Annotated in this window: 16 protein-coding genes; 15 read left to right on the top strand and 1 reads right to left on the bottom strand. The window is 40.2% G+C overall.

Annotated elements, in window-relative coordinates; translation table 11 throughout:
• The first annotated feature begins 246 nt into the window (after positions 1-246).
• The 13 genes from AB1K80_RS14250 to rsmI all read left to right on the top strand — a co-directional run bounded on the left by AB1K80_RS14250 (position 247) and on the right by rsmI (position 9376).
• A complete protein-coding gene (locus AB1K80_RS14250; protein WP_412857375.1) occupies positions 247-438 on the top strand; it encodes a sigma factor G inhibitor Gin in 192 nt (63 codons plus the stop codon).
• Between the two features lie 127 nt (positions 439-565).
• Positions 566-1180 carry a 5-bromo-4-chloroindolyl phosphate hydrolysis family protein gene (locus tag AB1K80_RS14255; RefSeq protein WP_412857377.1) on the top strand — a complete coding sequence of 205 codons (615 nt, stop codon included), beginning with the start codon at positions 566-568 and terminating at the stop codon, positions 1178-1180.
• An 18-nt stretch (positions 1181-1198) separates the two neighbouring features.
• On the top strand, positions 1199-2248 hold the full coding sequence (locus AB1K80_RS14260; protein ID WP_412857378.1) for a toxic anion resistance protein: 1050 nt from the start codon (positions 1199-1201) through the stop codon (positions 2246-2248).
• Between the two features lie 76 nt (positions 2249-2324).
• The gene (locus AB1K80_RS14265) at positions 2325-3731 is read left to right on the top strand and encodes an aminotransferase class I/II-fold pyridoxal phosphate-dependent enzyme (protein ID WP_412857380.1); all 1407 of its coding nucleotides are present in this window, start codon (positions 2325-2327) and stop codon (positions 3729-3731) included.
• Positions 3728-4366 carry a dTMP kinase gene (tmk, locus tag AB1K80_RS14270; protein ID WP_412857381.1) on the top strand — a complete coding sequence of 213 codons (639 nt, stop codon included), beginning with the start codon at positions 3728-3730 and terminating at the stop codon, positions 4364-4366. The genes AB1K80_RS14265 and tmk overlap by 4 nt, the downstream gene beginning before the upstream one ends.
• Positions 4367-4445: 79 nt before the next feature.
• Positions 4446-4775, top strand: a complete 330-nt coding sequence (locus AB1K80_RS14275) for a cyclic-di-AMP receptor (RefSeq protein WP_412857383.1) — start codon at positions 4446-4448, stop codon at positions 4773-4775.
• 12 nt (positions 4776-4787) lie between these two features.
• Positions 4788-5228 carry a YaaR family protein gene (locus AB1K80_RS14280; RefSeq protein WP_412857384.1) on the top strand — a complete coding sequence of 147 codons (441 nt, stop codon included), beginning with the start codon at positions 4788-4790 and terminating at the stop codon, positions 5226-5228.
• A 13-nt stretch (positions 5229-5241) separates the two neighbouring features.
• The gene (gene holB, locus AB1K80_RS14285; RefSeq protein ID WP_412857386.1) at positions 5242-6231 is read left to right on the top strand and encodes a DNA polymerase III subunit delta'; all 990 of its coding nucleotides are present in this window, start codon (positions 5242-5244) and stop codon (positions 6229-6231) included.
• A gap of 2 nt (positions 6232-6233) precedes the next feature.
• Positions 6234-7061, top strand: a complete 828-nt coding sequence (locus AB1K80_RS14290; protein WP_412857387.1) for a stage 0 sporulation family protein — start codon at positions 6234-6236, stop codon at positions 7059-7061.
• A 14-nt stretch (positions 7062-7075) separates the two neighbouring features.
• A complete protein-coding gene (gene yabA, locus AB1K80_RS14295; protein WP_412857388.1) occupies positions 7076-7432 on the top strand; it encodes a DNA replication initiation control protein YabA in 357 nt (118 codons plus the stop codon).
• 55 nt (positions 7433-7487) lie between these two features.
• Complete coding sequence (locus tag AB1K80_RS14300; RefSeq protein WP_412857390.1) at positions 7488-8231, top strand: tRNA1(Val) (adenine(37)-N6)-methyltransferase; 744 nt, start codon at positions 7488-7490, stop codon at positions 8229-8231.
• Positions 8218-8517, top strand: coding sequence for a GIY-YIG nuclease family protein (locus AB1K80_RS14305; RefSeq protein WP_412857391.1), 300 nt, complete (start codon positions 8218-8220; stop codon positions 8515-8517). The genes AB1K80_RS14300 and AB1K80_RS14305 overlap by 14 nt, the downstream gene beginning before the upstream one ends.
• Positions 8492-9376 (top strand): 16S rRNA (cytidine(1402)-2'-O)-methyltransferase, encoded by an 885-nt coding sequence (rsmI, locus tag AB1K80_RS14310; protein WP_412857392.1) that lies wholly within the window; start codon positions 8492-8494, stop codon positions 9374-9376. The genes AB1K80_RS14305 and rsmI overlap by 26 nt, the downstream gene beginning before the upstream one ends.
• Positions 9377-9419: 43 nt before the next feature.
• Here the strand turns inward: rsmI and AB1K80_RS14315 are convergent, their stop codons facing one another.
• Complete coding sequence (locus AB1K80_RS14315; RefSeq protein WP_412857393.1) at positions 9420-9710, bottom strand: AbrB/MazE/SpoVT family DNA-binding domain-containing protein; 291 nt, start codon at positions 9708-9710, stop codon at positions 9420-9422.
• A gap of 511 nt (positions 9711-10221) precedes the next feature.
• On the opposite strand from AB1K80_RS14315, the gene metG reads away from it, so the two are divergent.
• Both metG and AB1K80_RS14325 read left to right on the top strand, forming a co-directional pair.
• Positions 10222-12222, top strand: a complete 2001-nt coding sequence (gene metG / locus AB1K80_RS14320) for a methionine--tRNA ligase (protein WP_412857394.1) — start codon at positions 10222-10224, stop codon at positions 12220-12222.
• 80 nt (positions 12223-12302) lie between these two features.
• A complete protein-coding gene (locus tag AB1K80_RS14325) occupies positions 12303-13070 on the top strand; it encodes a TatD family hydrolase (protein ID WP_412857395.1) in 768 nt (255 codons plus the stop codon).
• The last annotated feature ends 228 nt before the right edge of the window (positions 13071-13298 follow it).

A 13298-nucleotide genomic window follows, 5' to 3' on the forward strand; every position in this document is an offset into this window, starting at 1 on the left:
GAACACGGAAGTTAAGCTCTTCAGCGCCGATGGTAGTTGGGGGCTTCCCCCTGTGAGAGTAGGACGTCGCCAAGCTTTTCGTAAGATCAGTTCCGTTTGGAACTGGTCTTTTTTGTGTTTTTGAGAAGGGAACAAACACCCGATTCCATGTGGACACATATACTAAACTACCATCTGAAACATTCTTAATTTTGTATACAATTGAAAGAGCTTGGGCATACTGAAGCTATAAGTGGAGGTGTCACAATGAGCAGAAAAGAGCGGGAAGCGATTTGTTTAATTTGTGAAGAAAAAAAGACTAAGGGGATTTATTTGTATCATCAGTTTTTATGCCAGGGCTGTGAGCGAAAGTTAATTTCCACATCGACCTCCGATCCAACCTATGCAGACTATGTGAAAAAGCTTAAGAATCTCCATACACCGCCTTTGTATTCATAGACCATTAGGTGGTCTTTTTTTATGAGCTATTTTAGATTGGGCCTGTTTTTAGAAACTTAGTTTGGACATCAACCGTAATAAATAATAAGATAAACATAGAGCCTGATTATTTATAGGAGTCGATGAAATGAAATCAATTTTTTCCGCATTTATATGGGCCTTAATTTCTAGTTTTTGTTCGTTTTTGATTTTGATCGTTAGTATCGGTATTTTCCATCACCATGTCGGATTATCAATCCTGTATTCCTTTATTGGATGGGGCATGGTGTTTGTTGGGAGTAGATGGATTGCACATCAGGTGTTTCTAAAGAAGCACGGACTGTCTCGCAGTGATTATGTATATATCAAACAGCATTTGAAAGAAGCAGGACAAAAGTTGATTCGCTTGAAGAAGGCTTTATTTGCTGTCAAGAATGTCAAGACCATCAAACATAACTATGAAATTCTTCGACTTGCACGAAGAATTTATACGATTACGAAGAAAGAGCCGAATCGTTTTTATGATGCACAGCGATTTTATTTCGAAAGTTTGGATTCTGTCGTTGAATTAACGGAAAAGTATGCACTGCTTTATAATCAACCTAACCGCAGTCACGACCTTGAGATCACACTGAGTCAAACGCGAGTGACGTTGACAGAGCTACAAACGCAATTGACGAATGATTTGCAACAAATTTTAGGCAGAGACATTGAAGCCCTTCATATTGAGCTTGAAGTGGCAGATAAGATGATGAAGAAATAGATGGAGGGGGTCAGACACATGAAACCTGAAGATCTTGCGACACAACCTTCACATGCATCCACTACAGATCTTTTGCTTCAGGTGTTTGATACTTTATCTGATGAGGAAAAACAAGAAGCAAGGCAGCGTGCGGACAGGTTACCTGACAATCCACACAAACTGCTTTTATATGGAACACGTGTGCAGGAGCAGTTATTGGGGCAGTCACAGCAAATGATGCAGTATGTTGAGAAAAAGGATATTGATCAAATAGGAGATGTGCTTGAGACCTTTTTGGCACAATTATATTTAGTAGAACCCGAGGATTTGCTGCCAAGGAAACAAGGTCTTTTTTCTAAATTATTTAAAAGACAGAAGCGCTCTACACAAGAGATCATATCTCGTTTTAAACAAGCACAAGCTCAAATAGAGAGACTATCGGCGAGGCTTCGTTATGCACGGGGTGTATTGATTTCTGACCATAAGTTATTAGATCGGTTATTTGAAGAGAATCAAGCGTTTTTTAAAGAGATGACTTTACAGGTAGCAGCAATTGAAGTCAAATTGGCACAACCTGGCCCTATGCACGCTGGTGATCGGACTTTAGAGGAACAATGGATGAGTCGTGAAGTGGATGCTGAAGAATATATGGAGAGGTTGAAGGAACGTAAGTATGACCTGCTGTTAAGTCGGCAAATTGCTCTCCAAAGTAATGCACAGATTCGAATGATTCAACATACCAATCATACGTTAGCCCATCATATTCAATCGACTGTCACTGCATCCATTCCTTTATGGGTGAACCAAATGTCTATTGCTTTAACTCATGTTCAACAGCGTGCCAATGCAAATCTTGAGAAGCGGATTCAGCAAACATATGAAACTGTGTCAAAGCACCAAGGACAGTTTCTTGAACATACTCCTTCAACAACTATAGATACATTGAAAGAGGTACAACGCCAATTAGCGGAAACCTTACAGGAGACGTTACAAGTCAAAGAGCATGGAATCCAAGAGCGTGCCCAATTGAAAAATAGTATGAATGAGGCAGAGCAAAAATTGGTCGTTCACAAACCAATAAAGGAATGAGAATCCACCTTTCAGTTCACTTGTTTGAGCGTTATAATAGAGATAGACAATGTTTAAGTGAAAAGGACCGATTTGTTTGAAAACACCTTTATATACAGCATTATTACGACATGCAGAAAAGAAGCCTTATTCTTTTCATGTTCCAGGACATCACAATGGAGATGTCTTTTTTGATGAGGCACGTTCCTACTATGCACCCCTTCTTCAGCTTGATGTGACGGAGCTGGAGGGCCTAGATGATCTTCATCATCCGACTGGTGTGATACAAGAGGCAGAGGAACTATTGGCACATCTATATGGGGCAGATCAGAGTTTTTTCCTAGTGAATGGTACGACGGTTGGAAATTTAGCCATGGTGATGGCTTCGTGTGACGCTGGAGACGAAATTTTCATCCAACGAAATTGTCATAAGTCTGTTTTCCATGCTGTTGAGCTTGCAGGGGCTACGCCAATATATTTAGAAACTAAGGTTGATCAGAAATTGCATGTTCCAACACATGTTACGGAAGAAACAGTTAAACGAGCGATTGCAGCGCATCCTAGTTGCCGAGCCATTGTCTTAACTTATCCTAATTACTATGGGCATGCAGCTGATATATCAAATTTGGTGAAAGTTTGTCATGAGGCAGGCATTCTCGTATTGGTGGATGAGGCGCACGGTGCACATTTTGTATTAGGTAGCGGATTCCCTCCATCTGCTCTTTCTTATGGAGCAGACGTGGTGGTACAGTCAGCACACAAAACGCTTCCGGCGATGACGATGGGTTCATTTCTCCATCTTCAAGGAGACCGAATCAATGCAAAGCGAGTGAAAACGTACCTGACGATGCTTCAAAGTAGTTCGCCATCTTATCCGATTATGGCTTCGTTAGATGTGGCGAGGGCATTTGTTGAAGAAATGAAAAAGGAAAACATGGACGAAATGTTGAGAAGATTGGAAAGCCTAAAGGAGCAGTTCGGACGTATTCCTCATATTGAAGTGGTGGAGTCTGACATGCTCTCTACTGATCCATTAAAATGTGTCATTCGATCAACTAGAGGGCTATCAGGCTATGAATTAAAGAGAATACTGGAATCGGTTGATGTTCACCCGGAACTAGCGGATGAACATCAAGTGTTACTCGTTTTTGGTTTAGGACAGATGAGAGAGGTTCCTTTTACAGCCATAGAGCAGGCTCTCGAGCAGAGTGATCATTTGCTCGCAGGGAAGAAGCAACAGCAGGAGGAAGCCGCGCCTATACAAGTCGACCAGCAGATGCAAGGGGTAGTTGCTATCCCATTTGAAGAGGCAAAAGGTCGAATCAGTGCAGAATCGGTGATTCCCTATCCACCGGGTATTCCCTTGATGATAAAGGGAGAGCGCATTAGAATGGATCAAATTGAGACGTTACGCCGTCTGCTAAAACATGATGTACATGTTCAAGCAAGTCGAGAGATAAAACAAGGGAAATTATATGTTTATATAGAAGAGGAGACACTATGAGCGGTATGTTTATTACGTTTGAAGGGCCCGAGGGTGCCGGAAAAACGACGGTCATTCAAAAAGTATATGAAGAAATGGAACGTCAAGGGTATGCAGTCATGGCGACCCGGGAGCCAGGTGGCATTGACATTGCAGAACAGATTCGCGAAGTGATTTTAAATGAAAAGAATACAAAAATGGATGCGAAAACGGAGGCTTTGCTTTATGCTGCAGCTAGGAGACAGCATTTGGCTGAGAAAGTGGAACCAGCATTACAACGTGGAGACACTGTTTTATGTGATCGCTTCGTAGATAGCTCCCTTGCTTATCAGGGTCATGCGAGAGGCCTTGGGATTGAAGAAGTAAGGTCTATTAATGAATTTGCCATCAATGGCACGATGCCGCAATTGACCATTTACTTTTCCATTTCACCAGAGGAAGGGTTGAAACGAATTCATGCCAATCAAGGAAGAGAAAAAAATCGATTAGACATGGAGACACTAAATTTTCATCAACTGGTGAGAGAAGGGTATGAATTGTTGATTGCACAATCACCGGAACGTTTTCGCGTAGTAGATGCATCGAGGCCAATGCAGAACGTCTATGAAGAAGTACTTCAACTGATTCAGGACACATTAAAGAAAAATCAAATATGACCTAATTCCCAATCGTTGTTATAATATAGAGGAAGACATCCGTTTGACATCTGTGCCTAAAATGAAGGAGGCCAATCAAATGAAATTAATTGTTGCCGTTGTACAGGATCAAGATAGCAGCAAATTGTTGAAAATATTGACTGAACATCATTTCGGCGTAACAAAATTAGCTTCAACTGGTGGGTTTTTAAAGTCAGGAAATACGACGTTCATTATTGGTTGTGATGATGCCCGTGTGGATAAAGCATTGCAACTGATTAAGGAAAACTGCCGAAAACGTGATCAAATGATCGCTCCTGTATCGCCAATGGGTGGGAATGCAGATTCATACGTACCATACCCTGTTGAGGTTGAAGTTGGTGGAGCCACAGTCTTTGTTCTACCAGTTGAACACTTTCATCAATTTTAAGGATGGGTTGCTGTGAAAATTAATCAAGACATGCGGTTGCTTTTAGAAAAGCGGGAACTACAAGGGACCAAAGGAAGTCAGACCACTGCCTCTTTTAGAGCTTCTATGGAGACCCAAAGCGGCAAAATGCGTTTAGAACAATTGACGGTCATGTTGAGTGATATTGAAGTGTTCGGCAGAAAGCTGACAAAGTCTCGAAATCTAAAGGATTTGGCAAAGTTTAAAGGACTTGTCAAACGCTTTGTGAAAGAGACAGTAGATAATGGTTTAAATATAGAAACCTCGCGCAGTTTTGATATTTATGGGAATACGCGGACACTTGCTTTAGTGAAAGCATTAGATGAAAAGCTTGTTGAATTAACAGAGGATATGATGGATCAAGAAAAACCCTCTATTGATTTACTTGAACGTATTGGAGAAATAAAAGGTTTGTTGATTAACCTTTACACATAGAGAGTGATATAACATGGCAATTAGCTGGGATGACATGAATGAATTGCAGCCGCGCGTCATGCGGCTGATTTTTAATAGTATTGAGAAAGACCGACTGGCACATGCTTACTTATTTGAAGGGAAAAAAGGGACAGGAAAGCTAGATGCGGCTATGCTTTTGGCCAAAAGTTTCTTTTGTTTGGAGGCAGGGGTAACACCTTGTGAGACCTGTCAAAATTGCAAAAGGATTCAGTCTGGTAACCACCCTGATCTACATGTAGTGCAGCCTGATGGCCAATCAATTAAAAAAGCACAAGTGCAGGCATTGCAGGAGGAATTTACAAAAGCAGGTGTAGAATCGCACCGAAAAATGTATATTATTCTTCATGCGGACAAAATGACGGTCAATGCGGCGAACAGTTTATTAAAGTTCCTAGAGGAGCCCAATCGGGAAACGATGGCTATTTTAATCACTGAGCAACCGCATAAGATGCTAGATACAATTATTTCAAGATGCCAGATGCTTAGTTTTCAGCCTTTGCAGCCGCAATCCTTGGAGCAGCAGCTTATACAGGAAAATGTACCTCATCACCTAGCAAGGCTTTTGTCGAATTTAACCAATAATTTATCGGAAGCACTCGAATTAAGTCGAAATGATGAGTTTGCAGAGTCTAGAGCGATAGTGATAAAATTATATGAAGTCTTACACCACCGAAAAGAACATGCATTTTTTTATATACAAGATCAATGGATGCCCTTTTTCAAAGAGAAAGACCTTCAAGAGACGGGTCTTGATATGCTTTTATTTATATATCGTGATGTATTGTCGATTCAAATAGGAAACGAAGATAAAGTCATTTATCAAGACTTATTCCAGACAATGAAGCAGCACGCGCTGCATTCCACACAGCAGATGGTGACAAACCAGATCCTTGCTGTATTAGAAGCGAAAAAGAGACTTCAATCCAACGTGAATGCCCAAGGGCTGATGGAGCAATTGGTGTTGATGTTGCAGGAGGGATAAGCTTGTACAACGTAATTGGTGTTCGCTTTAAAAAAGCGGGCAAAATCTATTATTTCGATCCAAATGGATTTCATATAGAAAATGATAGTTGTGTTATTGTAGAAACGGTTAGAGGGGTTGAGTACGGACAAGTGGTCATCGCCAATAAGAAGGTAGATGAACATGATGTTGTTCTCCCTCTACGTAAGGTCATTCGTGTAGCAGATGAACGAGACCGACTCATCGTTGAGGAAAACAAAGAAGCAGCGAGTGCAGCCTTTGATACATGTCTTCAGAAGGTCAGTGAACATGGCTTAGACATGAAACTCGTCGATGTTGAATTCACTTTTGATCGAAATAAGGTGATCTTCTACTTCACAGCTGACGGTAGAGTGGATTTCCGCGAGTTAGTAAAAGATCTCGCATCTATTTTCAAAACGAGAATTGAACTTCGCCAAATTGGCGTAAGGGACGAGGCGAAAATGCTAGGCGGTATTGGTCCATGTGGCCGAATGCTGTGCTGTTCGACATTCTTAGGGGATTTTGAACCTGTGTCGATTAAGATGGCAAAAGATCAAAACCTCTCGTTAAACCCTACGAAAATTTCTGGGTTATGTGGCCGATTGATGTGCTGCTTGAAATATGAGAATGATGAGTATGAATCAGCAAAAGAACAATTACCGGATATCGGTGAAACGATTCAGACGTCTAATGGCTCTGCAAAGGTAGTAGGGCTCAACATTTTAGAACGAATATTGCAAGTTGAATTAATCGGACAAGAAAAAGTGATAGAATATACTTGGGAAGAGTTATTACAAGAAGGCGTTGTATCTGCACAAACAACTGAGTAACGAGGTGTGCCACCTTGGATAAAAAGGAACTATTTGATACGGTGATTAATTTAGAAGAACAAATTGGTTCTCTTTATCGCCAGCTAGGTGATTTGAAAAATCATATTGGTGAAGTGATTGAAGAGAATCATCAGCTACAGATGGAAAATCAGCACTTGCGTGAACGTCTGGATCAGTCTGATCGAGACAAAGCATCTGAAGCGGAGAATGCTGAAGCGGCACATAAGCCAAGTCATTCTGATATAGGAGAAGGTCATGATAACCTCGCTCGATTATATCAGGAGGGCTTCCATATTTGTAATGTGCATTATGGAAGCATTCGTAAAGAAGGAGACTGTTTGTTCTGTCTGTCATTCTTAAATAAAAAATGAGAAAAGGCTTCCGCTGAATCGGGAGCCTTTTTCACAGGAAAAGAAAGGATACAACATGGTTTCATTAAGAGAAGATGAACGTTTAGATTACCTGCTTGCTGAAGATATGAAAATTATTCAAAGTAAAACAGTGTTCGCCTTTTCATTGGATGCGGTATTATTAGCAAAATTCGCATATGTCCCGATTCAAAAAGGAGAGATCATTGATCTTTGTACAGGAAACGGCATAGTACCGTTATTGCTCTCGACTCGTTCTAAAGCTTCGATTACGGGTGTTGAAATTCAAGAACGGTTGTATGATATGGCAAAAAGAAGTGTAGCGTATAACCAATTGGAACAACAGATTGAATTCATTCATGATGATTTGAATGAGATGCCAGAACGCTACGGTAATCATAAGGTTGATGTGATTACGTGTAACCCGCCTTATTTCAAAACACCGTCAAAGGATGAAATCAATGAAAACGAGTATTTGGCGATTGCGCGTCATGAGATTCATTGTACATTAGAAGACGTCATTCGGGTCTCCTCCACCTTATTAAAGCAAGGGGGAAAATTGGCGATGGTTCATCGGCCAGGACGATTGCTTGAGATGATCGAATTGATGAAAAAGTATCGAATAGAGCCAAAACGGATTCAATTTGTGTATCCAAAGCAGGGGAAGGAAGCCAATACCATCTTAGTCGAGGGGATCAAAGATGGGAAACCAGATCTGAAAATTCTACCACCCCTTTTTGTTTATGGGGAAGACCAAGAGTATACGAAGGAAATCAGGACGATCCTATATGGAGAAGAATAACCACTATTTTTATGTATTAAAATGTGCAGATGGTAGTCTGTACGCAGGGTACACAAATGACTTGCAAAGAAGATTGACAGCTCATAATAGCGGAAAGGGTGCAAAGTATACAAGAGCGAGACGCCCAGTCGAGCTGTTTTATCATGAATGTTTTCCGACGAAAAGGGCTGCCATGCAACAGGAATATCGATTCAAAACATGGACACGTCAAAAGAAAGATATTTATATAGAAGATATGCAAAAGGAAAAGGAGGCGGCACATGCTAAAGACGCAGAAAAGCTTTGATGGTCAATCTGACATGGGTATTCTTTATCTCGTTCCAACCCCTATTGGAAATTTAGAAGATATGACGTTTCGCGCCATACAAACATTAAAGGATGTAGATGTCATTGCGGCAGAGGATACGAGACAGACGAAAAAGCTTTGTCACGTATATGAAATTGATACGCCGTTAACGAGTTATCATGAACATAATAAAGATAGCAGTGGACATAAGTTGATTGAATGGTTAAAAGAAGGAAAAAACATTGCGCTTGTAAGTGATGCTGGTTTACCAACAATCTCTGATCCAGGAGCTGAAGTGGTTCGTGACTTTACGAGTATTGGCGGGTATGTGGTTCCTTTACCTGGGGCAAATGCGGCATTGACTGCTTTGATTGCGTCAGGGATCGCACCACAGCCATTTTTCTTTTACGGTTTTCTTGATCGGCAGAAGAAAGAAAAGAAAAAACAGCTCGAAGCATTGAAAAAACGCCAAGAAACAATTGTCTTTTACGAAGCGCCCCATCGTTTAAAAGAGACGTTGACCATCATGAAAGATGTGTGGGGAAATCGGAACATTGCCATTACACGTGAACTTACGAAAAAATTTGAAGAGTTTATTCGTGGGGATCTCGATCAAGTCTTAGCGTGGGCAGCCGAGCATCAAATTCGCGGAGAGTTCTGTCTCGTGGTACAAGGAAATGATCAAGTAGAAGATGATGATTCGAGTGAAGAGTCTTGGTGGCAGCTTTTGTCGGAAAAAGAACATGTGATCCATTATATAGAGGAAGGTCTCACATCGAAAGAAGCGATTAAGCGTGTCGCAGTCGAGCGAAGTGTACCAAAGCGGATCATCTACGATGCGTATCATATTGAACAATAAAGAAAGGTTCTTGCAAACGGTGCAAGAACCTTTTTATATAAACTTACTTTTGTGATTGAATTTGGTTTTGGATCTCGCTAATGATTTGCTCTGCACCTTCACGGCTAAGAACTAATTTACCATTGGCAAGTTTAAGGTTATCGTCTGATACTTCACCTGTGACTTGGCAAGTCATGTTTGGCTTGTATTTTTTTAAGATAATTTTTTCGTCATCTACGTAAATTTCCAAAGCGTCTTTTTCAGCAATTCCTAATGTGCGGCGAAGTTCGATTGGAATCACCACGCGCCCTAATTCGTCAACTTTACGTACAATACCTGTAGATTTCATCTTCATTCTCCTCCCAAGAAGTTCTTATTCTTAATATAATATTATCTTCGTCATTATTCGACAAATTCCTTACATTCATAGCATAACAAGGTTTCCATAAATCGTCAATCATTTTGTTTACTATTGTTTGTAAAATATGACTTCTAAAGTCAAAAGACCTTGAAACTATTGATCTATAAGGATTTTTTGGATATCTTACATGAAATTGTGCTAAATGACGAAAACGGATTGACGAGACTTTCGCCCTAAATTAGACAAAGAGATTATGGAAATAGATTGCATACGACAATATTCGACAAAAACTTACCCTTTCTGTCGTTTTTTTTGAAAAACGCACCTTTTTCCATTATTTTATCTAGGTGTATGTATATATGCTTGATCTTGAAGGCTAAGATGGTATCATAGAGTAAGAAAAGTGAACAATAAATAGCTCGACACATTTGAATGAAGTTTTCATACCGCTCTCGTCCATTGGGCGGGAGTTTTTTACATTTATACACATGCAGGAGGTTCCAACATGCCGGAAAAGAAAAGAACGTTTTATCTCACAACCCCTATTTACTATCCGAGCGGAAAATTACATATTGGCCATGCTTATACGACTGTGGCAGGGGATGCCATGGCACGTTATAAACGTCTTCAAGGTTACGATGTGATGTATTTAACAGGTACAGATGAGCACGGACAAAAAATTCAACAAAAAGCCGAAGAACAAAATATTACGCCGATTGAGTATTTAGATCCCGTTGTCGCAGATATTAAGTCATTATGGAAGAAACTCGATATTTCAAATGATGATTTCATTCGTACGACAGAAAAGCGTCATACAAAAATCATCGAGAAAGTCTTTCAAAAGTTACTTGATCAAGGAGATATTTATTTAGATCATTACGAAGGCTGGTACAGTATTCCGGATGAGACGTTTTATACGGAAACACAGCTCGTGGATGTCGAAAAAAATGATAAGGGCGAAATCATTGGTGGGAAAAGCCCTGACAGTGGACATCCTGTTGAATTAGTGAAAGAAGAGTCCTATTTCTTCCGCATGAGTAAGTATGCGGATCGTTTACTAGAACATTACGAAAAAAATCCATCATTCATTCAACCTGAATCAAGAAAGAATGAAATGATTAATAACTTTATTAAGCCTGGTTTAGAGGATTTAGCCGTTTCAAGAACGACCTTTGATTGGGGAATTAAGGTACCTAATAATCCTAAACACGTCATTTACGTATGGATTGACGCATTATTCAACTATTTAACAGCGATCGGCTATGGAACAGATCAGGATGAAAAATATAAAAAGTATTGGCCTGCGAATGTGCACCTTGTAGGGAAAGAGATTGTGCGTTTCCATACGATTTATTGGCCAATTATGTTAATGGCACTCGATCTACCTTTACCGAAACAAATTTTTGCACACGGCTGGTTGTTGATGAAAGATGGGAAGATGTCTAAATCAAAAGGGAACGTTGTAGATCCCGTCACATTAATTGATCGCTATGGTCTTGATGCCCTTCGTTATTATCTACTTCGTGAAGTGCCGTTCGGTGCAGATGGGGTGTTTACACCAGAAGGTTTTGTGGAACGTGTCAACTATGACCTTGCCAATGATTTAGGAAACTTACTTAATCGTACAGTTGCCATGGTGCAGAAATATTTCGACGGTACGTTAAGTAGCTACAAAGGCCCTGTCAATGAGTTTGATGAAGAACTTAAGGCTGTAGCGACGCAAACGGTGAAAGCTTATGAAGAAGCAATGGAAAACCTCGAATTCTCTGTTGCACTTTCAAATGTGTGGACACTCATTAGTAGAACCAATAAATATATTGATCAAACAGCTCCATGGGTATTAGCTAAGGATGAAACGAAACAAAAAGAACTTCATTCTGTGATGTATCATTTATCTGAATCACTACGAATGACAGCAGTGCTATTAACACCGTTCTTAACGAAAACACCTCATCATATCTTCCAGCAGCTTGGCATTGAAGATGAAAAACTGAAAAGTTGGGAGAGTATTCTTTCCTTTGGTGCGATTCAACAAACAACGGTCCAAAAAGGTGAGCCGTTATTCCCACGTTTAGAAGTGGAAGAAGAAGTAGCTTACATTAAAGAGAAAATGCAAGGCAGTGCACCTAAAGCAGATGAAACATCGTCTGAGATAGAAGATGCAGAAGTACCTGAGTTGGGAGCGGAAATAGCGTTTGATGATTTCTCGAAGGTTGACCTTCGTGTAGCTCAAGTATTAGAAGCAGCCCCAGTCAAGAAGGCGGATCGATTATTAAAGCTTCAGCTTGATTTTGGTTTTGAGAAAAGGCAAATTGTTTCTGGTATTGCTAAGCATTATCAACCAGATGAACTCGTAGGGAAAAAGCTTGTTTGCGTAGCGAATCTCACACCAGTGAAATTAAGAGGGGAAATTTCCCAGGGAATGATTTTAACTGGGGAAACCGGCGGTAAATTACAGGTTCTTGAAGTAGATCAATCACTCGCAAATGGAACTAAAATTTTATAAAAAACAAAGGTGTTCCACGTGTAACATTTCGTCGAACACCTTTTGTTTTTTAGAAGATTTGTCGAAAGGAGCAACGAATGATGTTATTTGATACACACGCCCACTTAAATGCGGAACAATTCAATGAAGACTTAGAGCAGGTCATAGAGAGAGCGAAAAGTGAGAAGGTTGAGAAAATCGTAGTTGTTGGGTTTGATCGTCCTACAATTAGTAGAGCGATGGAATTAATTGAAGAATATGAATTTATCTATGCTGCGATTGGATGGCATCCTGTTGATGCAATTGATATGACTGATGAGGATTTGGCTTGGATCAAGGAATTGTCCCAGCACGAAAAGGTCGTTGCTATTGGAGAGATGGGACTTGATTACTATTGGGACAAGTCGCCAAAAGATGTACAAAAGGAAGTCTTCAGACGTCAAATTGCTCTTGCGAAAGAAGTGAATCTTCCAATCATTATTCATAATCGTGATGCAACGGAAGATGTTGTGACGATCTTAAAGGAAGAAGGAGCCGCCGAAGTTGGAGGCATTATGCACTGCTTTACAGGAAGCTTAGACACTGCAAAAGCTTGCATGGATATGAACTTTTATATTTCATTCGGTGGACCTGTGACATTTAAAAATGCAAAAAAACCGAAGGAAGTCGTGAAGGGAATTCCGAGTGATCGGCTATTGATTGAAACGGATTGCCCGTATTTAACACCTACTCCATTTAGAGGGAAGCGTAATGAGCCAAGCTATGTGAAATATATTGCAGAACAAATAGCTGAATTGCGAGAAATTAGTTTTGAAGAGCTTGCCGAACTGACAACAGAAAATGCGAAAAAAGTTTTCCGTATAAACTGACAGTATATGATGTCTTTTCTTGTTTAAGCTTGTCCATATATGAAATATAACGAAAAAGTTCTACACGTTTGCTACTCCTCATAGGATAAGTTGTCGATAAGTCTTTCTTCCCTTCCTCCCATTAATCTCCCATAATAGGGATACAATCAAGCATTTTTGTACGCTGGGTGGAAGGGTTGACAGGTTTTGAGATACTCTATATAATCTCTCCGAGGAGAAGGAGGCGTT

Origin of the sequence: Bacillus sp. 179-C3.3 HS, assembly GCF_047229225.1 — a bacterium.
Lineage (GTDB): Bacteria > Bacillota > Bacilli > Bacillales > Bacillaceae > Bacillus.